The organism is Halomonas citrativorans (genome assembly GCF_900163645.1).
GTDB classification, from domain to species: domain Bacteria; phylum Pseudomonadota; class Gammaproteobacteria; order Pseudomonadales; family Halomonadaceae; genus Vreelandella; species Vreelandella citrativorans.
This window is the reverse complement of the sequence record NZ_FUKM01000046.1, coordinates 197,854-223,203: the sequence shown is the minus strand read 5'-3', so window position 1 is coordinate 223,203 and position 25,350 is coordinate 197,854. Positions and strand designations below refer to the sequence as shown.

Annotated in this window: 23 protein-coding genes and 4 tRNA genes; 16 read left to right on the top strand and 11 right to left on the bottom strand. The window is 55.6% G+C overall.

Features of this window, described 5'->3' with window-relative positions; translation table 11 throughout:
* Nucleotides 1-4 precede the first annotated feature (4 nt).
* Nucleotides 5-142, bottom strand: a complete 138-nt coding sequence (locus CZ787_RS19105) for a hypothetical protein (RefSeq protein ID WP_225733774.1) — start codon at nucleotides 140-142, stop codon at nucleotides 5-7.
* Between CZ787_RS19105 and CZ787_RS10850 the strand changes: the two genes are divergently transcribed.
* A complete protein-coding gene (locus CZ787_RS10850) occupies nucleotides 141-1,886 on the top strand; it encodes a putative bifunctional diguanylate cyclase/phosphodiesterase (protein ID WP_254908611.1) in 1,746 nt (581 codons plus the stop codon). The two genes, CZ787_RS19105 and CZ787_RS10850, sit on opposite strands and share 2 nt — an antisense overlap.
* On the opposite strand, the gene phrB is transcribed toward CZ787_RS10850, so the two are convergent.
* Both phrB and CZ787_RS10840 read right to left on the bottom strand, forming a co-directional pair.
* The gene (phrB, locus tag CZ787_RS10845) at nucleotides 1,887-3,299 is read right to left on the bottom strand and encodes a deoxyribodipyrimidine photo-lyase (RefSeq protein ID WP_087109155.1); all 1,413 of its coding nucleotides are present in this window, start codon (nucleotides 3,297-3,299) and stop codon (nucleotides 1,887-1,889) included.
* Between the two features lie 102 nt (nucleotides 3,300-3,401).
* Nucleotides 3,402-4,322, bottom strand: a complete 921-nt coding sequence (locus tag CZ787_RS10840) for a MerR family transcriptional regulator (RefSeq protein ID WP_087109003.1) — start codon at nucleotides 4,320-4,322, stop codon at nucleotides 3,402-3,404.
* A 475-nt stretch (nucleotides 4,323-4,797) separates the two neighbouring features.
* On the opposite strand from CZ787_RS10840, the gene CZ787_RS10835 reads away from it, so the two are divergent.
* Entirely contained in the window at nucleotides 4,798-5,709 is a 912-nt protein-coding gene (locus CZ787_RS10835; RefSeq protein ID WP_087109001.1) for a TIGR01777 family oxidoreductase, read from the top strand.
* A gap of 4 nt (nucleotides 5,710-5,713) precedes the next feature.
* Here the strand turns inward: CZ787_RS10835 and rapA are convergent, their stop codons facing one another.
* Both rapA and CZ787_RS10825 read right to left on the bottom strand, forming a co-directional pair.
* Nucleotides 5,714-8,659 carry an RNA polymerase-associated protein RapA gene (gene rapA / locus CZ787_RS10830; protein ID WP_087108999.1) on the bottom strand — a complete coding sequence of 982 codons (2,946 nt, stop codon included), beginning with the start codon at nucleotides 8,657-8,659 and terminating at the stop codon, nucleotides 5,714-5,716.
* A 115-nt stretch (nucleotides 8,660-8,774) separates the two neighbouring features.
* Nucleotides 8,775-9,578, bottom strand: coding sequence for a TlpA disulfide reductase family protein (locus tag CZ787_RS10825; protein WP_087108997.1), 804 nt, complete (start codon nucleotides 9,576-9,578; stop codon nucleotides 8,775-8,777).
* Between the two features lie 67 nt (nucleotides 9,579-9,645).
* On the opposite strand from CZ787_RS10825, the gene CZ787_RS10820 reads away from it, so the two are divergent.
* Together CZ787_RS10820 and CZ787_RS10815 are read left to right on the top strand one after the other, a co-directional pair.
* Nucleotides 9,646-9,882, top strand: a complete 237-nt coding sequence (locus tag CZ787_RS10820; RefSeq protein WP_087108995.1) for a hypothetical protein — start codon at nucleotides 9,646-9,648, stop codon at nucleotides 9,880-9,882.
* 224 nt (nucleotides 9,883-10,106) lie between these two features.
* The gene (locus CZ787_RS10815) at nucleotides 10,107-11,315 is read left to right on the top strand and encodes an ABC transporter substrate-binding protein (protein WP_087108992.1); all 1,209 of its coding nucleotides are present in this window, start codon (nucleotides 10,107-10,109) and stop codon (nucleotides 11,313-11,315) included.
* A gap of 137 nt (nucleotides 11,316-11,452) precedes the next feature.
* Here CZ787_RS10815 and CZ787_RS10810 read toward each other — a convergent pair whose 3' ends face one another.
* From CZ787_RS10810 to typA, 6 genes are all read right to left on the bottom strand, one after another.
* Entirely contained in the window at nucleotides 11,453-12,778 is a 1,326-nt protein-coding gene (locus CZ787_RS10810; RefSeq protein ID WP_087108990.1) for a branched-chain amino acid ABC transporter permease, read from the bottom strand.
* Nucleotides 12,778-13,782: a branched-chain amino acid ABC transporter permease gene (locus CZ787_RS10805; protein WP_087108988.1), complete on the bottom strand. Its 1,005-nt coding sequence runs from the start codon at nucleotides 13,780-13,782 to the stop codon at nucleotides 12,778-12,780. The genes CZ787_RS10810 and CZ787_RS10805 overlap by 1 nt, the downstream gene beginning before the upstream one ends.
* Nucleotides 13,783-13,796: 14 nt before the next feature.
* Nucleotides 13,797-14,522, bottom strand: a complete 726-nt coding sequence (locus CZ787_RS10800) for an ABC transporter ATP-binding protein (protein WP_087108986.1) — start codon at nucleotides 14,520-14,522, stop codon at nucleotides 13,797-13,799.
* A 62-nt stretch (nucleotides 14,523-14,584) separates the two neighbouring features.
* The gene (locus tag CZ787_RS10795; protein ID WP_087108984.1) at nucleotides 14,585-15,355 is read right to left on the bottom strand and encodes an ABC transporter ATP-binding protein; all 771 of its coding nucleotides are present in this window, start codon (nucleotides 15,353-15,355) and stop codon (nucleotides 14,585-14,587) included.
* 64 nt (nucleotides 15,356-15,419) lie between these two features.
* Entirely contained in the window at nucleotides 15,420-16,853 is a 1,434-nt protein-coding gene (locus CZ787_RS10790) for a sodium-dependent transporter (RefSeq protein WP_087108982.1), read from the bottom strand.
* 308 nt (nucleotides 16,854-17,161) lie between these two features.
* Nucleotides 17,162-19,036, bottom strand: coding sequence for a translational GTPase TypA (gene typA, locus CZ787_RS10785; protein ID WP_225733776.1), 1,875 nt, complete (start codon nucleotides 19,034-19,036; stop codon nucleotides 17,162-17,164).
* 115 nt (nucleotides 19,037-19,151) lie between these two features.
* On the opposite strand from typA, the gene CZ787_RS10780 reads away from it, so the two are divergent.
* From CZ787_RS10780 to rplL, 12 genes are all read left to right on the top strand, one after another.
* A complete protein-coding gene (locus CZ787_RS10780; RefSeq protein WP_087108978.1) occupies nucleotides 19,152-20,135 on the top strand; it encodes a biotin--[acetyl-CoA-carboxylase] ligase in 984 nt (327 codons plus the stop codon).
* A complete protein-coding gene (locus CZ787_RS10775) occupies nucleotides 20,132-20,971 on the top strand; it encodes a type III pantothenate kinase (protein WP_087108975.1) in 840 nt (279 codons plus the stop codon). The genes CZ787_RS10780 and CZ787_RS10775 overlap by 4 nt, the downstream gene beginning before the upstream one ends.
* A gap of 107 nt (nucleotides 20,972-21,078) precedes the next feature.
* Nucleotides 21,079-21,162: transfer RNA gene (locus CZ787_RS10770), tRNA-Tyr, on the top strand.
* 104 nt (nucleotides 21,163-21,266) lie between these two features.
* Nucleotides 21,267-21,340, top strand: a tRNA-Gly gene (locus CZ787_RS10765).
* 14 nt (nucleotides 21,341-21,354) lie between these two features.
* Nucleotides 21,355-21,429, top strand: a tRNA-Thr gene (locus CZ787_RS10760).
* A gap of 173 nt (nucleotides 21,430-21,602) precedes the next feature.
* Nucleotides 21,603-21,678: transfer RNA gene (locus tag CZ787_RS10755), tRNA-Trp, on the top strand.
* Between the two features lie 70 nt (nucleotides 21,679-21,748).
* Entirely contained in the window at nucleotides 21,749-22,132 is a 384-nt protein-coding gene (gene secE, locus CZ787_RS10750; RefSeq protein WP_087108973.1) for a preprotein translocase subunit SecE, read from the top strand.
* A gap of 8 nt (nucleotides 22,133-22,140) precedes the next feature.
* A complete protein-coding gene (nusG, locus tag CZ787_RS10745) occupies nucleotides 22,141-22,674 on the top strand; it encodes a transcription termination/antitermination protein NusG (protein WP_087108970.1) in 534 nt (177 codons plus the stop codon).
* 104 nt (nucleotides 22,675-22,778) lie between these two features.
* Nucleotides 22,779-23,210 (top strand): 50S ribosomal protein L11, encoded by a 432-nt coding sequence (rplK, locus tag CZ787_RS10740; protein ID WP_018917744.1) that lies wholly within the window; start codon nucleotides 22,779-22,781, stop codon nucleotides 23,208-23,210.
* 2 nt (nucleotides 23,211-23,212) lie between these two features.
* Nucleotides 23,213-23,905, top strand: coding sequence for a 50S ribosomal protein L1 (gene rplA, locus CZ787_RS10735; protein ID WP_087108968.1), 693 nt, complete (start codon nucleotides 23,213-23,215; stop codon nucleotides 23,903-23,905).
* Nucleotides 23,906-24,206: 301 nt separating this feature from the next.
* On the top strand, nucleotides 24,207-24,710 hold the full coding sequence (rplJ, locus tag CZ787_RS10730) for a 50S ribosomal protein L10 (protein WP_018917742.1): 504 nt from the start codon (nucleotides 24,207-24,209) through the stop codon (nucleotides 24,708-24,710).
* A 111-nt stretch (nucleotides 24,711-24,821) separates the two neighbouring features.
* The gene (rplL, locus tag CZ787_RS10725; protein WP_087108966.1) at nucleotides 24,822-25,193 is read left to right on the top strand and encodes a 50S ribosomal protein L7/L12; all 372 of its coding nucleotides are present in this window, start codon (nucleotides 24,822-24,824) and stop codon (nucleotides 25,191-25,193) included.
* Nucleotides 25,194-25,350: the final 157 nt, after the last annotated feature.

Genomic DNA, 25,350 nt, shown 5'->3' with positions numbered 1-25,350 from the left:
TTATTTAATTAGTGTTAGTTTCCAGTGACAGGATATAGCGAATCGCCATGTGGCTACCAATTTCTCTTAATCGACCGTTGGTTTGGGTAGCATTAGCGGCGCTGCCAGCTTGTATCTGGTTGACCGATGCGATGTTACGCATGGTAGCTGTGAGCCTGGTTATTTTTGGGCTGTGGGATGTATGGCGGCAGGTGCGCCAGCAGCGCCAGCGTTATCGACTGTCCCAAAGCGCGATTAACCTGGCAAGCGATGCAATAGTGGTCTGTGATGCCGATAACCGGGTCATGGCCGTTAATCCAGCCTTTACAGAAATTACCGGCTACAACAGCCAGGAAATAGTTGGCCGCAAGCTGGAAACACTGGCGGCTCCTCGTCACGATAAAGCGTTTTATCAAAACTTCTGGAGTACTCTAAAAGCGACAGGGTGCTGGGAAGGGGAAATGTGGAATCGCCGCAAGCACGGTGATGAGTATCCTGAATGGTTAAAAGTACGCGCGATTACCGATAAGCAGGGCAATATTAGTCACTTTATTAGCCTGTTCACCGATATCTCGGTGCAAAAAGCCCGCGAACATGATTTGCGGCGCATCGGATACGAAGACCCGCTAACGGGCTTGCCCAACCGTCGCCGTCTTCACGACTTAATGACATCTCGCTTGCGCCATTTACGCGCAGGCGAGAGTCTGGATATTGCCTTGATTGATATCGATGGTTTGAAGTCGGTTAACGACAGCCTGGGTGTCGAGCAAGGCGACCGCCTGCTGGCGCGTTTTGCCCAGCGGCTTGCAGGCTATGTCGCGGGTAGCGTGGTCGGGCGTTTGGGTGGTGATGAATTCATGGTTATCCGTACCACCACGTTTGATGATCACGACCCATGGATTGCATCACTGCGTGAGCATATGTGTCGGCCTTTTGAAGTGAGTGATCACCTGCTGCGTTTGGGCATTACCATTGGAAGCTGTCGTGCTCCAGAAGATGGGTGTGATTCGGGGGTACTTTTTCAGCGTTTGGAGTCGGCGCTTTATAGCGCCAAACGATTAGGCCGTAACCATAGCCTGCGTTTCCGGCCGGCGCTGGATAAGCAGGATAATCCGCAGCTTGCTCTGGTCAGCGACCTGCGTGCCGCGCTGATATCTGGTGATCAACTTGAGCTACATTATCAAACCCAGCACCACCCCGGCACCGGTGAGTTATTGGGTATGGAAGCGCTATTACGCTGGCGACATCCCTTGGATGGCATGATTTCACCGGGCGACTTTATCCCATTGGCCGAACGCCATGGGTTAATGGCGGAACTAGGTAGTTGGGTGATTGAAAAGGCCTGCGCCCAGCAGGCTCATTGGCAGCACGGGGGTATGCCAAAACTGATCGTCTGGATCAATATTTCAGCGCTGCAGCTTTTCCAGGGTGATTTGGAAACGCAGCTAAACACGTGCTTAAAGCGCTACCAGCTGAAGCCTTCACAGATTGGTTTGGAGCTAACCGAATCGGTGCTGCTGGATGAACGTGCAGGCGATATGGGGCCCCGATTAAAAGCTCTAAGTGATCAGGGCTACGCCATTGCCATCGATGACTTCGGAACCGGCTACTCGTCGCTTGGTTATCTTAAGCGGCTGCCGGTCGATAAAATCAAGCTGGATCGTGCGTTTATCCGAGAACTGCCCAATAGCAAAGCGGACGCCGCTATCGTCAAAGCGGTTCTCGCGATGGCCGCAGGTATGGGGCTTGAAGTCGTCGCCGAAGGGGTCGAAACCTTAGAGCAGTGCCTGTTTCTGGTGAATGCGGGCTGCACGATCGTACAAGGCTTCTATTTCGCTAGGCCGTTGCCTGCCGCTGAGCTGGAACAGCGCTGGGCACCGCCTCTCCTTGCAGCGGCAGCGGTCTAGCTATTTGGAAAGGGCTTTAAAGGCATCTAACGCCCGCTGACGGGCTGCCTTATGATCAACGATGGGCTCAGGGTAATCCAGCTGGGTAAGCATATCGTGCGGCGGCGCATGACGCGCCTTGGCAGGCAATTTGCCAAGCTCAGGGAGCCAGTGAGCAATAAACTCCCCGTCTGGGTCAAAGCGTTTGGATTGGGTGGTAGGGTTAAAAATTCGAAAATAAGGCGCCGAGTCGGTGCCTGTTGACGCCGCCCATTGCCAGCCACCGTTATTAGCGCAAAACTCACCATCTACCAGGTGGCGCATAAAAAACGCCTCGCCGCGTCGCCAATCGATCAGCAAATGCTTACTTAAGAACATCGCTGCCACCATGCGTAGCCGGTTATGCATCCATCCCGTGGCGACCAACTGGCGCATCGCGGCATCCACCAGCGGGTAGCCTGTGCGCCCTTCACACCAGGCGTTAAAACCTTCGCCATCATCGCGCCAGGCAAGCTTTAGGGTATGCTCCTGGAACGGTTGATGGCGGCATACCTCGGGAAAGCCTACCGCAACGTGCTGATAAAACTCGCGCCAGATAAGCTCGTTGACCCATGTGGTAAGCCCGGCATCGCCATCGGCCAAGTGCCCGCTGTTCTCGCTCATCACCGCTTGCATGCACTGGCGGTACGAAATTATCCCCAGCGCGAGGTAAGGTGAAAGCTCGCTGGTACCGCGTACGCTTGGAAGGTCGCGTTGCTGGCGGTAGTGGCGGCCACGAAAACGTAAAAACCGTGCCAGGTAGTCACCCGCTATCTCCGATCCAGCAGGCCATTCTTGATGATCGACCGGTGTGTCATCGAGCCTAGGGAGACCCGGTAATGTATCGCTTTTAATCGATAAACGCTGTTGAGGTTCTGGCGTATCGCGCAAGGCCAGCTGTTCAGCACGGATCTGCTTATGCCACGCCCTGGAAAAAGGCGTAAAAACACCGTAATAGTCGCCTTTGCCGGTTAGCAGCGTGCCGGGTGCGAACGCCACGCTATCATGATACCCATGAGCCGTAATACCGGCTTCTTTAAAGGCGCCCAACACCGCGTTATCGCGCTGCTGTTCGTTTAACGGGTATTGGTAGTTAAAGTGCAGCTGTTTAACCGAGTGCTCGTGGGCAATGTCGAGGAGCGCCTTGGGCGCCTCTCGATAGTGGTCGATGTCGCGATGCAAGAGAGGAATGTTAAGCCCGTTAAGGGCATCTTTAATGGCCGCTACACCGCGCGCCCAAAAGTCGATCTTGTTAGCACCATGATCGTGGGATTGCCACTGGGCCACGCTGCGAAGAAAGACGGCAATCACCGGGCCTTTAGCCGCTGCAGCAGCCAAGGCTGTGTTGTCATGAATGCGCAGGTCGCTACGTAACCAAACTAATTGAACGTCCATGTTGCCTCCGGCGCGGTGAAAGCCCATCTCAAAAACCATCTCCGTGCGGCCATTCATCTAACGACATTTAAAGTCCATCGCTGGCACGAGGTGTTAAATGGTCTATAAAACGCCAGACTCACGTAGCAATGGGCGCAGTCGTGCAATGGCTTGGGGGAGCTCGTCACCTAGCGTATGCACGGGGCTGTCACGCAGCTCGCTATCACGCAGCCGAGCGACTTCACCGCATATACCCAGTGGAACGCTAAGCGCCTCGGCTGCATTGGGTAGCGCCGTATGAATATAACTATCGCTTTCTCGTTGGCCGCTCGTTAGCAGCACCATTGAGGCATGTAGCCGTGTCACCGCTTGGGGCAATGCTTCAAGAGGCAGCGTGTGATCAAACATCTGTATACGGTAACCCTGTTCACTGGCCATCAAGGCGACCATTAATACCCATAGAGGGCCTTGATCGTCGGGCATGGCAGTCAGCAGCAATAAAGGCCCACGCGTGGCCTGGTTCGCGTAATGAAGGCGTGTGCCCACTTGACTACGTAAAAAGGCTTCAAGTGTCCGCCGTGCCAAAATGTCTGGCTGAATCGTCCACTTGGTTTCCAGTGCCAGGATGACCGGCTGCCAAAGCTCGCTAACTGCTGTGCTTAGCGGGTACAGGGCCAGGCTCTGATAATAAAGCGTCTCCAGCTTGGGTAAGTCGATTGCTTCTATCGCCAACTGCAGCTGCTGACGCTGGCTAATCCAGTCGCCAGCATTGGGCGTGGGGGCTTCTACCGTTTCTGGCTGGTCAAGCAGGTCAACGACTTGGCTAACGGGAACGCCACGGTTGAGCCACTGCAAAATACGTTCAATGCGGGTGATATCATCCTGGGCGTATAAGCGATGCCCTTTAGGTGTACGTTTCGGGCGAATCAAACCGTAGCGACGCTCCCAAGCGCGCAGGGTGACCGAATTCACACCCGTTAAACGGGAGACTTCCCGGATCGGATAGAGCGGGGTATCGGGTGGGTGGGTCGCCTTGATACTCATGGGCGCCTGTGCCTCTTGGTCGTCTGAAGCCGCAGGATACAAAAGGCTATTTGCATTCTCTGGGGCAAAAATGATTCACAATCCATGTTGTGTCGCTTGAATAAACATAAAAATAACGCGCTATCGTAGCTCTCTTTGTACAACTTGTCGCTATCAGGTACAACCTTTGTCTTTACAGGAGGTCTTGGTGAAACGTCAAGTCGGGCCTAAGTGTATGATGTTACTGGGCTGGCTGACTTATTATGTTCCTATAACCAAGGGTTATATTGCTGTCAACTTCTACATAGATACTACCAAAGCTATCCTTGAGAATGTTTAAGTGCGGTTAGTGTATAGGTAGTGTGCTTAACGCTACATTAGTGAGTAGTAAGCCAGCCTGAATGTTTGCCGTGCTGGGAATGGCCTGCTATGCCTGATGAAGAAGCAAGCGCGTGGCTAGCGCGTATTTGCGCGGCGTCACAATAGGAGCAACACCATGCGTATATTAGTCACCGGAGGCAGCGGTTTTGTCGGGAAACGCCTTTGTGAAACGTTGCAAGGCCAAGGACATACCGTACAAGTGGTATCAAGAGACCCGCAGAAAGCGCGTAAGCAGCTGCCTCGCGAGTGCGATATTCGCGACAGCGTGCTTGACTTTTTAGAGGCGCCGCCCGAGGCAATCGTTAACCTGGCCGGTGAGTCGATTGCTGCCAAACGGTGGAGTGATGCGCAAAAAGAGACGCTTATTCAGTCACGCACCCATATGACTCACCAGCTCGTTACGCTATGTGAAGAGCTTCAGGCCAATGGGCAGGCTGTGCCCAACGTCATGGTAAGTGGCTCGGCCATGGGGTACTACGGTGATCAAGGTAAGAGTGTCGTTACCGAAGACACCGCAGCGCACGATGAATTTGCCCACCGGCTATGCGTTAAGTGGGAGGCGGCCGCAAAGCCTGTTGAAGCGCTCGGCGTACGTTTGGCGCTTCTACGAACGGGGCTGGTGCTGGATGTAGGAGGTGGAGCACTCCAGAAAATGCTGCCGCCGTTTAAGCTAGGGTTAGGCGGACGTTTTGGCAGTGGCGAGCAGTATATGCCCTGGATTCATCGCGAGGATCTGGTGGATGCGATTGTGTTCCTGCTGGAAAAAGAGGACCTTAATGGCGCCTTTAACGGCAGTGCGCCGCACCCAGCCACTAATGCCGAGTTTTCCAAAACGCTAGCCAAACGGCTTAACCGCCCGGCCATATTCCCCGTGCCTGCTTTTGTCTTAAAAGCAGGCCTGGGGGAAATGTCTCGGCTGCTGCTAACCGGGGCTGACATGCGCCCGGCGCGCCTTATCGAGGCGGGGTTTGAATTTCAGTACCCAACACTCGATAAGGCGCTGGCAGACATATTAAGGCGAGATTGAGCGCTTAGGCGTTGGGGTCAACGGTAATCACGACCCGAACGGAGTCCAGCCGCAGGCGAGTATTTTCTATGGCCTCGCTCAGCGCCTGGCGCTCCTGCTTCAGGGCATCCAGCTCTTCAGCGCGTACCGAGGGGTTATGCTCGGCTAGCGCTGTTAGGCGGGCAAGCTCGGCATCCAGCTGGGCGCGCATGCGCGTTTCAGCGGCCTCTACAATGCTGGGCAGCTCACGTTCTGCCTCGCCTTCGCCCTGAATAAGCAGCTCACGTAACTGGTCGTGGCGGCTTTTAATTAGATCCCGCGCTAGCGATTTATTCACCTTTTGCAGGTTTTTTCCAAGCCCCGTGAACGAGATTTTGCTGGTCAGGTTAGCACCTGATTCATCCAGCAGAACGCGTACGGCGGTGGGCGGCAAGAAGCGGTTAAGGTGCAGTGACTTCGGCGCCGGGCAGTGGGTACGGAAGACAAGCTCCGCCATTAATCGCCCGCTAGGGATAGCCGTGTGACGCAGCAGTGCCAGGGCCGTGTTGCCCATGGTGCCGTCCAGAATGCGCTCCATCATTTCGCGCAGCAACGGATGCTCCCACGAAAGGCGTTGAATATCATCCCGCGCAAGCGCTTGGGCACGGCTATAGGTCGCAGTAAAGCCCTCTTCGCCTTTCACCAGACCAGGCAATCCGTCCAGCATATGCTGGCTAGGCTGCAAGTGAAGAAGTCCTTTGCCGATCTCCTGGCTGTCCACGCCAAATACATCCAGCGCCCGCTCTACATAACGTGGGAGTGCGGTATCTTCATCCAACTCGCGTACAGCGGTAATCACCTCTTGTGCGCGTGCTGGCCTACAGGCGTTAAGTTCCAGCAAGCGGTTGCGCCCGGCATCACGTTCGGCCAGCTTGGCGGTAAACATTTCCCGTGTTTCAACGATGATTTCATCCAGCGTTTCATCGTCGAGAAGCGCATCGGCAAGCGCGTCGCCAAAGGCCTCGTATAGGTCGCTGCCGATGCCATGGGGGGCGCTGAACGCATCCATGCCTTCGTTATACCAGCGCAGCAGCCGCTCGCCGGGGCTGCCAATAAAGCTGGGCACGTGTAGCTCAATGGCGTGCTTCTGGCCGATACGGTCCAGACGGCCAATGCGCTGCTCCAGTTGGTCAGGGTGCTGGGGCATATCGAACATGACCAAGTGGCGGCAGAACTGGAAGTTGCGTCCCTCTGAGCCAATCTCCGAGCAGACGAGTACCTGCACGCCCTCTTCTTCATCGGCAAAAGCGGCGGCGGCGCGGTCACGCTCAACCAGCGATAGCCCTTCATGAAAGACCGGCGCCTGATAGCCGCCCAATATGCGTAGCCCTTCGGCCAAGCCTTCGGCGGTTTCACGGTGGTGGGCAATGACCAATACTTTGTCGTTGGCAAAGCCTGTTTCGCTATCGTCGCTGAGTTTATCCAGCAGCCAGTTAACCCGTGGGTCGATATGCCACCAGGCTTCACCGTTGAGCGGATCGTTGCGGAGTTCACGGTACATGGCATCCGGGTAGATCAATACATCCGGGTGATCCATGCCGGTTTCAATCAGCAGCTCGTCCAGGTAGTCGTCATCACGCTCCAGGCGGCGCAGCACGCGGCGATACGCGGAGGGTAGTTCAAGCGAGGAAAGGTGCAGGCGGCGCTCGGGAAAGCCGCCGACATGGCGGCGGCTATTGCGAAACATCACCCGCCCCGTACCGTGGCGATCAAGCAAAGCGTCGCGCAGTTGATGGCGGGCCGCATCTTGCTGCTCTGTGCTAGCTTCAGCGTTGCACAGCGTTGCCAGCAGCGCCTGGCTGTCGCGGTCGTCGGCGACGGCATCTACCGGGGCACGGGCGTCCGGCGTGGCAGGCAGCGCATCCAGGGCATCGATGGCGCTTGCTACAGCGGTGTAGTGGCGCTCTTCGTCTTTGAAGCGCTGTAGATCGTGATAGCGTTCGGCATCCAGCAGGCGCAGGCGGGCAAAGTGGCTTTCAATGCCCATCTGTTCAGGCGTCGCTGTAAGCAGCAGTAGGCCGGGGATTTCTGCGGCGAGCTGCTCAACACATTGATAGCCTGGGCCGCTACCCTCGGCGCTCCAGTCCAAGTGGTGGGCTTCATCGACAATCAGCAGATCAAACCGGCTGGCCAGCGCCTGGTCCTGGCGATGAATATTGGCAAACAGCCAGCCTTGGCTTGCCAGCACCAGTTGGGCGCTCTCAAACGGGTTGGCGCTGCCGTGGGCCTGGCTTTGATGCTCATCAAGCAGGCTGACATTCAGCGAGAAGCGGCGAAGGAGCTCCACCAGCCACTGGTGGGTCAGGCTGTCAGGCACCAATATAAGCGCCCGCTCAATGCGGCCGGTCAGCAGCAGACGGTGCAGAATCAGCCCGGCTTCGATGGTTTTTCCCAGACCTACTTCATCCGCCAGAAGCACGCGCGGCGCATGACGACGAGCCACTTCGTCGGCGATATACAGCTGGTGCGGGATCAAATCGATGCGCGGCCCAGCAAAGCCCAGGGCGCTGTGCTGCTCGATGCGCTGGTGATGGTGCAGCGTCCGAAAGCGTAGATCAAACCAGTCGTTGCGGTCTACCTGGCCTGTCAACAGGCGATCACGCGCCTGATCAAACTGCATGGTGTCGGCAAGCTTGGCTTCAGGGAGCTCGCGCGGCGTGCCTTCGCTGTCCTCACCGATATAGGTAATCAGGCCGTGAGACTCTTTGCTGTCATCAACGGTCATCTGCCAGCCATCGGCCGACAGCACCCGATCGCCGCTGCCGAACATCACGCGGGTCAACGGCGCCTGGCGCGTGTTATAGGTTCGGGTTTCCTGGCTGGCACTGAACAAGATGGTAACGCTACGGAAGTCGCAGTTAAGCACGGTGCCAAGCCCAAGCTCGGCTTCTCCGTCGCTAATCCAGCGCTGGCCGGGTGAAAAATCGCTCATGATGCCTCGGGGAAGTCTACAAAAACGGGTCATACGCTGCCGAGGGCACGCCATCAGCAGCGGTAGGGCGGGGGATTCTAACGCAAAGGCGCCGGGGGATTAAGGTGTATCGGCGTCAATCTTCCAACCAGCGTTCAATATGGGCGCGGGTAAGCTCGCCAACGTGAATGTCTAAGGTATTGCCTTGGCCATCAAAAAGCACCGTGGTGGGTAGTCCGGGCGCTTCAAACAGGGCCATCAGCGTTTGGCCTGGGTCGCGCAGTGCATGGGTAAAATCCAATCCTTCTGCGTCCAAATAACGCACGATAGGCAACAAATCTTCGCCCTGGTTGACTACTGCGACGCTCACGCCTTCGCGCTGGGCAGCCTCTTCGAGTAACGGCATTTCGCGTCGGCAGGGCGGGCACCAGGTGGCCCATAGGTTAACAATCACCCGGCCGCTGCCCTCCGCCAGGTCGGGCAGATACACCTCGGTGCCGTCTACGTTTTCCAAGCGAGTCTCGGGTAATTGGCTCACGGCAGATGCGCTACCCAAGGGCGACAGGGATACCAGCATAAGCCATAGACCCGAGGCGCTGAGCAGAATGACGGTGCCCCCGAGTAACGCTGAAAGCCGCTTGCGAAGCGTCCAGGCTGTCCATAGCAAGCCGGTCAATAATCCGCCGATGCCGTGGTACCCCGGTTGCCAGACTTTAAGCGCATCAAGCGGATTGGCACTATAGCTCTCCAGGTGAAGCGTAATGTGCGCGATACGCGCCCCGATTAACCAGGCAAGGATTAGCCCGGTGAACCAGCGATTTAAAAGCGGCGGTGGTAGGCGCAGTAAGTAACGTGCCGACAGTAACACCAGCAGCGCACAGCCGATGGCGTATAACCTGGGTAATGAAATCAATAGCGGCCCAAGGGCGATGGCATTCATGGTCTTTCCGATAAGCAGGTACACTACGAGACCATACCACGTGAGTTGAAAATTACGGAGACTGACTATGTCACAACCCGCCTTTGACGTGCTGCGCGCGCTGGCTATTGGTTCTCAGGCGTTGGGCCTGATCGTTATCATCACGCTAGAGACGCTATTGGAAAGTGCGGCACGGCCCTGGCAAGGACTCACCTTGGGCTTCATGTTAGCAGCGGCGCTAAGTATTGCACTGGTGCGCGTGTACCGCCGGAATCGACAGCGTAAACAACAAAATCAGCGGCTTGGTAATAGCCGCCATGAGTAAAGGATGCAGGCGGTGGCTGGGTTGGCTAATGCTGTGCGTACTGCTCTTACAGATGGCGGTGCTTTAATGCCTGTAACGCTGGTTGTAGATACAGCGCGTCGTCGATAAACATCAAAGTAGCGTTAGAAAGCGTTGCTTGTGTTTTCAACGTTGTGGTTCCAGATTAGAGGAAGTTTCTGCGCGCTAGCGCAGGACGGGTTATCTCACTGGGAGCGACAAATAATATGATCAATAAGCGCGCATTAGCCACTGCCGTTGCGGCCTCTGCATTTGCCATAACGGGTGTGGCCCAGGCAGAAGTGAAAATTGGCTTCCTTGGTGGTTTTACCGGGGGAATAGAAAGTCTTACGCCGCCTATCTTTGAAGGGGCGAAGCTTGCCGTCCAACAGGTTAACGAACAGGGCGGCATTCTGGATGGCCAAATGCTGGTAATGCCTTCGGGCGATACCACCTGCGCTGATGCCTCGGCGGCCTCGAACGCGGCTGACCGCATGGTCAACTCTGAGCAGGTCACCGCGATTGTGGGGGCGCTTTGCACCGGGGCGACGATTGCTGCGGCCAATAACGCGGCGATCCCGGGTGGCGTGGTAATGATTTCACCTGCCTCGACGGCGCCTGCAGTTTCCGAGCTGGATGACAACGATTTGGTCTTCCGTACGGTGCCTTCTGACGCGTTCCAGGGCGAGATACTGGCCAAGCTGCTGCTTGATAAAGGTATCGACTACGTGGCGGTGACCTATGTCAATAACGACTACGGGCGCGGGCTTTCTGATGCGTTCAGCGTAGCGTTTGAAGCCGGTGGCGGCGAGATTGCCGAAAATCTTGCCCATGAAGATAACCGCGCTGATTACCGTTCTGAGTTGGGCTCGCTCTCTGCCGGTGGCGCCGATACGCTGGTGGTGCTGGCCTATGCTGACACCTCTGGTCAAACCGTGCTTCGCCAGGCGTATGAAAGCGGCATGTTTACCCAGTATGTGGGCGCTGACGGCATGGTCGGCGATAGCCTGGTCGAGGCGATAGGTGCAGACGTGCTGGACGGCATGATAGCCACGCGCCCAGGCAGCCCGGACCTTCCCGGTACGCCTATTTTCAACGAGGCCGCTGAAACCGCAGGCTTTGACCCCAGCGCGGTGTTTGCCGCTCAGGCGTATGATGCCGCTTTCTTGCTGGCGCTGGCTATTGAGCAAAACGGCAGCGCCGAGCGCGAAGGGCTGGTCGATGCGCTGCGCAGCGTTTCCAGTGCGCCGGGCGAAGTGATTCTACCGGGTGAGTGGGAGAAGGCCGTCGAGCTAATCGCAGCGGGCACCGAGATCAATTACGAAGGTGCCTCAGGCGCCCACGATTTTGATGAATACGGTGATGTGCCTGGCGTCGTCGTGGAAATGGTGATTGAAGATGGCCAATTTACCAGCAAAGGGCAGGTAGATTTATAAGCGCTTTAGCGAGGCCGTTTAATCAGGATCGATACGTCATTTAAGCCCCGGTGTTTTGCACCGGGGCTTTTTCCTAGGCAGGTTTTTAAGAAGGTCCTTGGGGCAGCCCTTGTGACAGCCTTTTGGACAGTTTGCCATCAACCGTGATGGGTGATTTTTTCGGGCAGCAACCCTTTAGGCGCAAAGCGCAGCACCAGGGTTATCAACATGCCGATTACCAACACCCGTGCCTGCAGAGCGCGGCTATCCATATTGTTCGGTGCATCCCAGCCAAACGTGCTTTCACCTACGCTGACGATCAACTGCATCAAAAAGAGCGCCAACGGCTCCGACATAATCCAGATAATATACACCGCGACGGCACCGAAAATAGTGCCCAGGTTATTACCCGGCCCGCCCAATATCACCATCACCAACACCAAAAATGTGTGGTTAAGCGGCAGATAGCCTTGAGGGTCAAACAGGCTGTTAAATGTCCCCAGTATGCCACCACCAAGACCCATCAAAATGCATCCCAGTACAAAAATCTCCAGGCGGCGCTTGTTGATGTCCTTGCCCATGGCGGCCGCCGAGACTTCGTTATCGCGTATCGCTCGAATCATGCGCCCCCAGGGCGCGTGATAGGCCCGGTGAAGTAGAAAGAAAATCACCGCAATCACCACGGCCGTGATCGACAGGTACAGTGCTCTTGAGAGCGTAAAGCCAAGCTCTGCCGGCCCGGGCGTTGGCCAAGGGAGCGGTGATACCGTGGCGGTGCCGCGTGTCAGCCAGTCGGAGTTTTTCAAAAACGCTTTAATAATTTCCGCAATGCCCAGCGTGGCAATCGCCAGGTAGTCGCTGCGCAGGCCTAAGCAGACATGCCCAATCAGGTAGCCTACGCCGCCTGCCAAGGCGCCACCTACGATCCAGCCGGTCCAGGCAGGCAGGCCAAAACCGCCCACAAACCCGGCCTGCGCTTGAATTTGGCTGGTAACATCGCGCAGTAGGCTAATCACCACCAGATACAGCACGACCGCGAGCACAACAGCAATCAGGGTACGCAGCTTTTTGGGAACGCCCAGCCGGTCAAGCCGAGTGGCGCCTACCACCACCAGTGTGGCTGCCAGGCCATAGAGCAGCACACGGCCAAGCTCGCCTGGCAGTTCGGTGCCCCAAAAGGCATCGTTGACGGGCACGCTAAACAGCATGGCGCAGAAACCGCCCAGCGCCACAAAGCCCATCACCCCGGCATTGAATTGCCCGGCATAGCCCCACTGAATGGTCAGGCCCAAGGCAAGAATGGCGTAACAGGCCGCCTCAACCAGCATGCGCGTACTGTAGGCGGCGCCCATTAAGCCATAAACCGCCAAAATGGCGACCAGGAGCGTACCAAACAGCACCACTTCGCGGACAGGAAAGCGCCGCTCAGGTGTCGCGTCTTTAGGTGTATAAGCGGGGTTGCGGGTGTTGGTTGAATCGCTCATTAGATCACCTTGCCTTTAAAGAGGCCGGTAGGACGCCACACCAGAATGGCCACCAGAATGAAAAACGGGACCACAATTTTGTACTCGGTACCCACAAACGCCAGGTTAGAGGGAAGTTCCAGCCAGGCAGGGAAGCTGTCCTGGAAGGGGCGCAGCAGCACGTTCCAGTTAAACACGGCCAGGGTTTCTGCAAAGCCGACCACAAACCCGCCTGCAATTGCGCCGTAGGGGTGGCCGACCCCGCCGACAATGGCGGCAGCGAAGATAGGCAGCAGCAGGAAAAAGCTTAAATCGGGCTTGAATGTTACATCCAGGGCAAGCAGTGTGCCGGCAATCGCCGCCAGGCTGCCTGCAATGACCCAAGTGACGGCCACAATCGTATTGGTATTGATACCCGAGGCCTGGGCAAGCTCCGGGTTATCCGACATTGCGCGCATCGCTTTGCCCAGCCGTGAGCGGTTTAAAAACAGATGCAGGGCAACGACGGCCACCAGGGTAATGACAAACAGGTAAATTTGCGGTTCGGTGATCACAATCGGCGCGCGCACTCCTTCAAACGGCACGGCGATGCGGAAAATTTCCTTGCGATCATCCACGTACAAACTCTGGCCGCCGGTGCCTGCAAACAGGCGAATAAGCCCCTGGAGCATCAGCGTGACGCCAAGAGAGCCAATGACCAACACGATGGGTTTAACGCCATGCGCGCGCAGTGGTTTGTAAAATGCCTTATCGATACCTACCGCCAGTAGCGCCGTCAGCAGCATGGCAACAGGTAGCATCAAAAGTGCGGTAGGGATGCCCATGCTGGCGCCAGCGGCAGGAAATAGCGTGGTCAGCAAAAGCACCATAAAGGCACCAAAGGTCATCATGTCGGCATGCGCGAAGTGGGCAAAGCGCATGATGCTAAAAATCAGTGTTACGCCAATCGCGCCAATTGCGTAAATCGAGCCGGTAACGCTACCTGCGATCACCACGTTATTAATAAAAAAGATCAGTTCGTTCATCGTATTCCCTCGGGCTAGCCGCCCAAAAAGCTCTTGGCCACGTCTGGGTCGGCAAGCAGGGCTGCCCCGGTGTCAGTAAAGCGGTTTTGGCCTGCTGCCAAGACAAAGCCCTTGTCGGCAATGGCAAGCGCCTGCCTGGCGTTCTGCTCGACCATTAAAATTCCTACGCCCGCCGCGTTGATCTGCTTAACCCGGTCGAAAATTTCGTTCATATAGAGCGGTGAAAGCCCGGCGGTGGGTTCATCGAGTAGCAGCAGGCTCGGCTCTGCCATAAGGGCTCGGCCCATAGCGACCATCTGACGCTGGCCGCCCGATAGCTCTCCGGCTGGCTGGTGGCGTTTCTCTACCAGTGGCGGGAAAAACGCGTATACCTGCTCCAGCATGCGTTTGACGTTGTGAGGCTTGAGATAGGCGCCCATCTCCAGGTTTTCCTTAACGGTAAGGCTTGGGAAAACGTTTTTCTCCTGAGGAACAAAGCCCATTCCGCGCTCAACAAGTTTATTGGAGGCCAGGTTATGAATGGGCTCACCGTTAAGCAAAATGTCGCCCTGATTAACGTTTAACAGTCCAAATATGGCTTTGAGCATGGTCGACTTGCCGGCGCCGTTGGGTCCGACTATAACGCCTACTTCATGCGCATAAAGCGACATGTCCACCCCGTTAAGAATGTTCATGGCGCCATAACCACCGTGCACATTGCGTGCCTCAAGCAGTGGCGTCGTTGATGTTGTTAATGACATGATAAAAGTGTCTCGCTGCATCGCTTTTAAGCGGCTTGTTGTTGTTTATACGGAGCATTTGATCAGGCAGCGTCGGTGCCAAAATATGCTTCAATCACCGCAGGGTTATTTTGAATATCCTGAATATGCCCCTCGACCATCACGCTCCCCTGTGCCAGCACAATCACTGGGTCGCATAGCCGGGCAATCATGTCCATGTCGTGTTCGATCACTAAAAAGGTGTAACCCAACTCGCGATTCAAACGCTCAATATTGCTGATCAAGTCGCCCAGCAGGGTACGGTTAACGCCTGCGGCAATTTCATCAAGCAGCACGACCTTGGCATCCGTCATCATGGTGCGGCCAAGCTCCAACAGCTTTTTTTGCCCGCCAGATAGGTTGCCCGCCAGCTCATTGCGTACATGGTGCAGGCCGACAAACTCGATGACCTCAAGCGCACGTTTTTGGACCGCCGCTTCCTCTTCGCGCACCCGTGCCGGTTTAAACCACGTGTTGAATAAGCTTTCTCCCGCCTGATGAGGCGGCACCATCATCAGATTTTCCAGCGCACTCATTTGGCTAAATTCATGGGCAATCTGAAAGGTGCGCAAAAGCCCCTTGTGGAAGCGTTGGTTGGCGCTGAGCGCGGTAATATCGTCACCGTCGAGAAACACATGGCCGCTATCCGGCGTCAGGGAGCCGGCGATCAGGTTAAACAGGGTCGATTTACCTGCCCCATTAGGGCCGATCATGCCGGTGATTGAGCCTTTCTCGACGCGAATGGAGCAGTTGTTAATCACCTGTAATCCACCAAACGCCTTGTTCACCTGCTGTACTTCAATAAGAGGATGCATAGTGCCCTCATGTAGTAGGCGACCATTCGGTCGTCTGTGTTGTTATCTTATTGTAGGGCGCTGATCAGCGCGGTTTTTGGCGCCGTTGGCTAAGCGCAAAGAGGCTGACCAGTAGCAGTGCGCCAAGCGCAGGAATCATATAGCCCTCAACCTGGGAAATAGTGCGTAAAAAGACAAATGCCACCGCGGTAGGGGCAACAAAACGGACTAGAAACCGCCAGCTAATAAACCAGGCATGGGTAGTATCCAGCTCTTTCATCACTTCGCTTTGGGTGAGCACCCAGCCCGCGAATAGCGCAATCATCAGGCCACCCAGCGGCATAAAGATATTGGTCAACAGTTCGATAACATCAAAGGCGCTGCGGCCAAATAGATGGTGGAAAATGCTGTCTTCTGCGCCGATGTTAAAGCTTGCGACGGTGAGCAGTCCCATTGCCCAAGCCGCCACCACCACGATGACGACTGCTTGGGGCCGGGTGAGGTTGAATCGCTCGACCAGAAAAGCGGCAACGGGCTCGATAAGCGAGATGGAGGAACTAATCGCAGCCCCCAGCACTAAAATAAAGAAGACGCCGCCTATCAGCGCCCCCAGCGGCATTTCAGCGAAGGCAAGTGGCAATGTCACAAACATCAGTCCTGGGCCCTGGCCGGTTTCAAGCCCTGCCCCAAATACCAGCGCGAAAATCGCCAGCCCTGCCACCATGGCAATCGCCGTATCCACTACGGCCACGCCAATGGCGGTGCGCGTAAGAGAGGCATCGCCGGGCATATAGGCGCCGTAGGCCATAATAGCGCCCATCCCCAGGCTTAGCGTAAAGAAGGACTGCCCCACGGCCTGTAGCCAGCCCTCAAGGCTCAGGTCCGCGATGTTAAAGGTCAACAGAAAGCGCGCCGCCGCATGTATATCGCCATTCATCACGCTGTAAGCAAGCACTACCGTCAGAATAATGAACAGCGCAGGCATCATAATGCGCAGGCCCGTCTCAATTCCTCGATGAACGCCCATGCTGACAATTAGTGCAGACGCCGCAATGAACAGCGTGTGGTACAGCGTCATAAGGGAAGGTGACGCCAGCAGTGCGTCAAAACTCGCCGCCATCGTTTGCGCGTCGGCACCAACAAGCGAGCCGGTCAGCATGAGCCCGGTGTAGTGCAGTGCCCAGCCAGCGATGACCGAGTAAAAGCTTAAAATCAAAAAAGCCGAAGCCGCGCCCAGCCAGCCGATTAACTCCCAGACGCGCGAGGCTTTGTGCGTTTTGGTTAAGTGCCGCATGCCCATAATAGGGCTCTGACGGCTGGTGCGGCCCAGCATGGTCTCTGCGATCAGGATAGGGATGCCGACGGCCAAAATGGTGACGGCATACACCAGGATAAACGCCCCGCCACCGTTTTCACCGGTTAAATACGGGAAACGCCAAAGATTGCCCAAGCCCACGGCGGAGCCTACCGCTGCCAGTAGAAAAGTACCCTTGTGCGTCCAGACGTTGTGTCCACTCATGTAAAGAGTGTTCCTGTGCAAGTGATTGGCAAAGATCGGTATCCAAACGCCTGTATGAATTGTAGTTTGGCAGAAAGCCCTGGCGTCGCCAGTTGCAAGCTACTGTGCGGTAGAATGCGTGCGCTTTCCAGCGTCCAGGCGTTTAGGCTGCGTTTACTGGTGCACTTGGCGGGGCTTTAAAAAAGAGTAGCGGCGGGACAATGGATGGCGCAAACGCCTGAAAAGAGCGCCCCCAGATACAAGAAAGCCCGCACGGAGGCGGGCTTTCGGTCTTGCTTTAGAGCGCGTTGAGCGCTTGCTCTGCTGACTTATTTCTTGCCAGCGCGCTTACGCTCATTTTCGGTCAGGTGCTTCTTGCGCAGACGGATGTGGCTCGGCGTTACTTCCACCAGCTCATCGGAATCCAGGAACTCGATGGCCTGCTCAAGCGTGAACCTGATGGGCGGCGTCAGTACGATGTTTTCATCGTTACCGGTGGAGCGCATGTTATCGAGCTTTTTACCCTTGGTCGGGTTAACCACCATGTCGTTGGCACGGTTGTTAATACCGATCAGCATGCCTTCGTAGACTTCGGTGGCGTGGTCGATGATCAGCTTGCCGCGCTCTTGCAGCGCGTAAAGGGCATAGGCCAGCGCCTTGCCGCCCACCATGGAAACCAGAACGCCGTTACGACGCTCAATAGATGCATCGGGCTTCAGCGGGCCGTAGTGGTCAAAGCGGCTGGTCAGGATGCCGGTGCCGGACGTCAGGGTTAGGAACTGACCACGGAAACCGATCAAACCACGTGCAGGAATGATGAAGTCCAAACGAACACGGCCTTTACCATCCGGATTCATGTTGGTCAGTTCACCCTTACGGTAGCCAAGTTCTTCCATGATCGAGCCTTGGTGCTGCTCTTCACAGTCGATGATGACTTCTTCGTAGGGCTCCTGCTTCACGCCGTCGATTTCTTTGATGATAACTTCCGGGCGGCCAACGGCAAGCTCGAAGCCTTCACGACGCATGGTTTCGATCAGTACCGACAGGTGAAGCTCGCCGCGTCCGGAGACCTTGAATTTTTCAGGGGTATCGCCCTGTTCAACGCGCAGTGCCACGTTGTGAATCAGCTCTTGATCAAGACGGTCCTTGATATTACGGCTGGTGACGTACTTGCCTTCTTTACCGGCGAACGGCGAGTCATTGACCTGGAAGGTCATGGACACGGTCGGCTCATCAACGGAAAGCGGTGGCAGAGCTTCAATGGCACTGTTGTCGCACAGCGTATCGGAAATCGCCAGATCTTCGATGCCGGTGATACAAACGATGTCACCGGCGGTCGCTTCGGTCGTTTGTACGCGCTCCAGCCCCATGTGCGTCATGACCTGGCCGACTTTACCTTTGCGGGTAGCGCCTTCCTTGGTGATCACGGTGATCTGCTGGCCCGGCTTGACACTGCCGCGCTTGATGCGGCCAAGACCGATAACACCCACGTAGCTGTTGTAATCCAGTGCGGAAATCTGCATCTGGAAGGGACCGTCGACTTCAACTTGCGGTGGCTTAACGATATCTACAATCGCCTGGAACATGGGGTCCATGTTCTCGGCAAGCGCTTCAGGGTCCATGCCAGCAATACCGTTGAGCGCCGAGCAGTAGATGATCGGGAAGTCGAGCTGCTCGTCAGTGGCACCCAGGTTGTCAAACAGATCGAAAATCTGGTCGATAACCCAATCAGGGCGTGCGCCAGGGCGGTCAATCTTGTTCACCACGACGATCGGCTGGAGGCCTTGAGAGAACGCTTTTTGAGTCACAAAGCGGGTTTGCGGCATTGGGCCATCAACCGCGTCAACCAGCAGTAGCACTGAATCCACCATGGACATAACGCGCTCTACTTCACCACCGAAGTCAGCGTGCCCTGGGGTGTCAACGATATTGATGTGGTAGTCCGTACCATTGCCATCTTGCCACTGAATGGCCGTGTTTTTGGCCAGGATCGTAATGCCGCGCTCTTTCTCCTGGTCATTGGAGTCCATAACCCGCTCTTGGCCTTCGGCCTTGCGGTCTAGTGTGCCCGATTGACTTAACAGCTTGTCTACCAAGGTAGTTTTGCCGTGGTCAACGTGGGCGATGATGGCAATGTTACGAAGATTCTCGATCACGACGCGATCCTGCTGGGAAAATAGGGCGGCATTATAGGGTCTCGGCATGGTCGACTACCAGCCTTGTCTCAAATAAAGCGTTAAGTCAATAACCCAAACGCGGCAGTTTTCGCCTCCTACGTGCATCCGTTAAGATAGGCGTTTTCCCAGTTGGGGCAAGCACATGACCATCGGTAACCTGGTGCGTTTGTTGAGCGATGGCAATGTTCACTCTGGTGAACAATTAGGCGAAACGCTGGGCGTTTCGCGGGCTGCTGTATGGAAACAGCTAAAAAAATTGGAGGCCTTGGGCGTGGAATTGGTGGCGGTCAAGGGGAGAGGCTATCGACTAGCCCACCGCCTTGAGCCATTGGAGGGCGCCAGGATTGTTGAGCACTTACCTGCTCAGGCACGCCATTTGTTGACGCGATTATTTGTCGAAGACCAGTTGCCTTCAAGCAACGAGTATCTGCGTCAGCGATTTAATCAGGGTGCGGGGCATGGCGAAGTGTGCCTTGTTGAACTCCAAACCGCCGGTCGTGGTCGCCGTGGGCGAGTATGGACGACCCCGTGGGGGCAAAGTCTGATGCTCTCGTTAGGCTGGCGCTTTGATGCGGGGGTAGCCTCGCTTGAAGGGTTAAGCCTTGCGGTAGGCGTGGTTGTGTCTCAGGTGCTTGAGCAACTGGGTGCTGCGCCCAAGCTAAAATGGCCCAATGATATTCTGATGGTGGATGCAGGCGATGAGCTGAGCAAGCTGGCAGGTATATTGATTGAGGTGACGGGCGATGCGGCGGGGCCTTGTGAGGTCGTGATTGGCATGGGCATGAACCTGTCGTTAACCGAGTCTCAGCGCGCCGCCATTGACCAGCCGGTAGCCGCGCTGTTTGATGTGCATGCCGGGCATACGCGAAATCAGTTGGCGTCAGATGTTGTGGCGGGGCTTCTGAGTATGTTGGCAGATTTTGAACACATCGGTTTTGCCGCATGGCGCGATGAGTGGAATGCGCGCCATGCGTATGCAGGCGCGCCGGTGCGCATCATTCAAGGGGAGCGCGTCAGCGATGCGATCGCAGGCGACGTCGATAACAGCGGTAACTTATGGGTTACTGAAAACGGGCACTCGCGGCGCTTGGCAGGCGGTGAGATCAGCGTACGCAGGCGCTTATGATTCTGGATTTGGATATCGGTAATACCTTGTCGAAATGGCGGCTCAAGGATGCCGAAAGTAGTGAGATACGCTCGCGCGGTGCTGTCTGGACGCGCGAAGAGTGGCGCCCGGGGGCGGACATTCCAGACCTTGATGTAGTTGAGGCCGTACGTATTTCAAGCGTTGCCCGGGCCGCTGTATTGGAGGAGACGGTTACGCTGCTGCGCCACAAGGTGCGCCATGTCTATGTGGCGCACTCAACACCTGAAGCGTTGGGCGTTGTTAACGGCTATGAGGAGCCCTCTCGTTTGGGGGTCGATCGATGGATGGGAGCGCTTGCCGGATATCAACTGGCCGGAGGCTGCTGTGCGGTCGACTGTGGTAGTGCGATTACCATTGATTTTGTGCTGCCTGGCGGTGTGCACCTTGGGGGCTTTATTATCCCAGGGCTGCGGCTAATGAAAGAGAGCTTAAAGCTGGGTACCCGCAATGTCGCGATTGATCCTGAAAGCGAGGCGGACGCATTGCTGGAGCCTGGGCGTCGCACCGTCGATGCGGTTAATCACGGGATTTACATGGCGGCTGTTAGCGCGATTAACCGCATTTATAGCGAAGTGTGCGATCAGCAGGGCATTGCGCTACCCGTGCTGCTGACAGGTGGCGATGCACGCGTGGTTTCTCGAGGCGTACAGGTGCCTCACGCGGTATGGCCTGATATGGTGTATGGGGGGCTTGAGGCCAGTTTTCCGCTTACCTTCACTGAACGAGCAGGAAAGATGTCCGGTGCGCCGCGTGTGCCTGAGCCTGTATCGTTAGAAAAAATTCGTGCAGGGCTTGCATTCTCTATGCTGCTTTGACAGAATGCAGCGCGTTCCAAGGCAGCTAGCATCGCAAGCTACGATAAATTAAGTAAATATCTAGCTTGACAGTGTTTTGGAGGCTGGCATAATGTGCCGCCAGCGCTGGAGAGATTCCCGAGTGGCCAAAGGGAGCAGACTGTAAATCTGCCGCGTAAGCTTCGAAGGTTCGAATCCTTCTCTCTCCACCAGATTTAAGCAGCAGCGGCGTTTGCCGGTGTTGTAGGATGAAAGCCGGTAGTGGGCATTGTCTATCGTTCGGCGTGCAGCGGCTTGTAATCCTGGCAGCGGTTACGCGGGCGTAGTTCAAAGGTAGAACCTCAGCCTTCCAAGCTGATGGTGCGGGTTCGATTCCCGCCGCCCGCTCCAGTTGATGTGATTTGGCTCATGTAGCTCAGGGGTAGAGCACACCCTTGGTAAGGGTGAGGTCGACGGTTCAATTCCGTCCATGAGCTCCATATTTCGAGAAAAGCGAGCGAAGCTCGCTTTTTTTGTTTCTGAGTTCGTCTCTGCTGTAGAGCGCTGCATATTTTGAGCGTTCGATGCAGGGTGGGGTTGTCAGGTGGTTGTTTCTCCGCTATCATGGCGCCCGCTGTTGTGTAGGCTTTTTGTTTGTCTGTGCAGCGATGATAGGCCAGTGGCTCAATTGGCAGAGCAGCGGTCTCCAAAACCGCAGGTTGGGGGTTCGAGTCCCTCCTGGCCTGCCAACCTTCCCCAGGTTGGCATGTTTTTTTCAGAATTCCTTTATTGTAGCCGCACCCCAAGGAGTCTCGTTTTATGAAGCCTGGTTCTGTAAAGCACGGTAACGAGGTGCAGCAGGCACGCCATGACGGGCTCAAGTGGGCAGTGGTTACAGCGCTGCTTGTCGTTGCTGTCGTTGGTAATACCTATTTCGCCAATATTGGCTTGCTCTACCGCGTATTGGGCGTGGTGGTGTTGTGTGTGCTTGCAGGTTTTATCGCACTTGCCACTACTAAAGGTCGCGACTTAACAGAGCTTGCCGTAAGCGCCAAGAAAGAGATTCAGCGCGTTGTATGGCCGACCCGTCCCGAGACTATTCAAACCACTGCGATTGTTCTGGTGGCGGTTCTCGTGGTGGGGTTGATGCTGTGGTTGATTGACACTCTTCTTGGCTGGGCAATGTCCGGCGTCATTGGTTAGGAGTTTTCATGTCCAAACGTTGGTACGTCGTCCACGCCTATTCCGGTTTTGAGAAGCATGTTATGCGCTCACTGATTGAGCGCGTAAAAATGCACGGTATGGAGGATCGTTTTGGCGAGATTCTGGTGCCGACGGAAGAAGTCGTTGAGATGCGCGACGGTAAGCGCCGCAAGAGTGAGCGTAAATTCTATCCCGGCTACGTACTGGTCGAGATGGAAATGGCCGACGAAACATGGCATCTCGTTAATGAAACCCCGCGTGTAATGGGCTTCATTGGCGGAACAAAAGAGAAACCGGCTGCGATCACGACCCGTGAAGCGGACGCTATTTTGCGTCGCGTTAAAGACGGAACTGATAAGCCACGGCCCAAGACAATGTTTGAGCCGGGTCAGTCGGTGCGTGTTGTCGATGGTCCTTTCGCCGACTTCAACGGTGTGGTTGAGGAAGTCAACTACGACAAGAGCCGTTTGCAGGTCAGTGTATTGATCTTTGGGCGTGCCACGCCTGTCGAACTTGAGTTTTCTCAGGTCGAGAAAGAGTAGGGCGCAGGTTAAGAAAACGTCGTAAATTCGTAAGAGGCAGCCGTTGGCTGTCTCGCTAGTCCCGGGGAGCCGCAAGGCGCTATTACCCAATTGGAGTATTTACCATGGCCAAGAAAGTCCAGGCTTATATCAAACTGCAGGTAGCTGCAGGTAAAGCCAATCCAAGTCCGCCCGTAGGCCCAGCACTGGGTCAGCACGGTGTGAACATCATGGAATTTTGTAAGGCGTTTAACGCAGCGACTCAAGAGATTGAGCCGGGTCTGCCGACGCCTGTCGTGATCACTGTCTACTCTGACCGTAGCTTCACGTTCGTTACCAAAACACCGCCTGCTGCCGTGCTGCTGAAAAAAGCCGCTGGTATCAAGTCGGGTTCTGGTGAGCCGAACAAGAAGAAGGTCGGCACCGTGACTCGCGAGCAGCTTGAAGAGATCGCCAAGACTAAAGAGCCGGATCTGACGGCTTCTGATCTCGATGCCGCCGTACGTACTATTGCAGGCAGCGCTCGTAGCATGGGCCTTAACGTGGAGGGTCTCTGATCATGGCTAAACTGTCTAAGCGCGCGAAGGTAATTCGCGAGAAAGTAGATGCCAACAAGGCGTACTCTCTGGAAGAAGCGGTTGCACTGCTTTCTGAGCTGTCTACTGTTAAGTTCAATGAGTCTGTTGATGTCGCGATCAACCTGGGTGTTGATCCGCGTAAATCTGACCAGGTCGTTCGTGGCGCAACCGTCATGCCTAACGGTACTGGTAAAGACGTACGCGTTGCGGTCTTCACTCAAGGTGCTAACGCCGATGCTGCTAAAGAAGCAGGCGCTGACATCGTGGGTATGGATGAGCTGGCCGAGCAAGTGAAGAAAGGCGTGATGGATTTTGACGTCGTTATCGCTTCTCCGGACGCTATGCGTGTTGTTGGTCAGCTGGGCCAGATTCTTGGTCCGCGCGGCCTGATGCCGAACCCGAAAGTCGGCACCGTAACGCCTGACGTTGCAACCGCAGTTAAGAACGCCAAAGCCGGTCAGGTACGTTTCCGTACTGACAAAAACGGTATTATCCACACGACGCTGGGTAAAGTGACGTTTGATGCTGCGTCTGTTCAAGGCAACCTGGAAGCGCTGGTTGCTGACCTTAAGAGGCTCAAGCCGAGTTCCTCTAAAGGTATTTACTTTAAGAAAGTCACCCTGTCCACTACCATGGGCCCAGGTCTGACTATCGACCACTCTGAGTTTGTATAAGCAGACGTCGACAGGTTTAAGTAAGAACCGAGCAAGAACTTTGCGGTCCTCTAGTTAGGTAAGCCTACTGGAGCACCGTCAAAGACCGCAGGTGCCGCGCTGGATGTTTTTATCTCACGCGGCTTAATTGCCTAAAGCGCCTGCGCAGATGGTGTGGCCGCCAGTTGGTTGAAGCTTTTTAGCGACATTGCTTTCTGGTGAGCACCATCCCCTAAGGCTTCCAGTGCTGGTTAGAGCAGGCTTGGAAGAGATGGTAACCTCCGGCGCCTTAAAAAGGCTCCGGCACGAAGGAGTGATCACTGTGCCACTAGCACTTGAAGGCAAGAAAGCGATTGTTGCCGAGGTCAGTGAAGCGGCCAAGGGCGCACTCTCCGTCGTAGTTGCCGATTCTCGCGGTGTAACGGTCGGTAAAATGACCGATCTGCGCAAGCAGGCACGTGAGAATGGTGTAGAGCTTCGTGTTGTTCGTAACACGCTGGCTCGCCGCGCCCTCGAGGGCACTCAGTGGGAGTGTCTGAACGAGAGCTTTGTTGGTCCGACTCTGTTGGCTTTCTCTACCGATCATCCGGGCGCTGCCGCTCGTTTGTTCAAAGAGTTCGCTAAAACTGAGCAGAACTTCGAAGTGAAGGCGTTGGCCTACGAAGGCGAACTGATCCCGGCTGCTGACATCGACCGTCTGGCAACCCTACCGACTTACAACGAAGCAATTGCCAAGTTGATGTCGGTAATGAAAGAAGCCTCCGCTGGCAAGCTGGTTCGTACCCTGGCCGCTCTGCGCGATCAGAAGCAAGAAGAAGCTGCGTAAGCAGACCTTTTTGCAGGCGGCGTGAACGCTATGCCGATTGCGTTGCCTGAACCGAGCAATGAATCCTGAGTCCTCGGCCGACCGAGGCTCCCGCAAAGTTAGGAATGAAAAATGGCACTGTCTAAAGACGATATCATCAATGCTGTAGCCGACATGTCCGTAATGGAAGTTGTTGAGCTGATCGAAGCAATGGAAGAGAAATTCGGCGTATCAGCTGCTGCAGCTGTTATGGCTGGCCCGGCTGCTGGCGGCGAAGCTGCTGCAGAAGAGCAAACCGAGTTTGACCTGGTTCTGACTGCTGCTGGTGACAAGAAAGTTAACGTCATCAAAGCCGTTCGTGAAATCACTGGTCTTGGCCTGAAAGAAGCTAAAGGCGCTGTTGACGGCGCTCCGGCAACGATCAAAGAAGCCATGTCCAAAGACGACGCAGAAGCAGCAAAAGCGAAGCTGGAAGAAGCGGGCGCAAGCGTCGAGCTCAAGTAATTCTTGTGCTGACGGCTTTACGCGCTGCGTAAGCTTCCACGGCTGGCGGCGGGTTTTCCCGCTGCCGGCCTTTTTCTGTTGCAACGTTTAGGTTGCAGCAGAAACACAGTAATACCGTTGTTGTAATACTGTTATCGATCAAGATTTTCGACGGCGA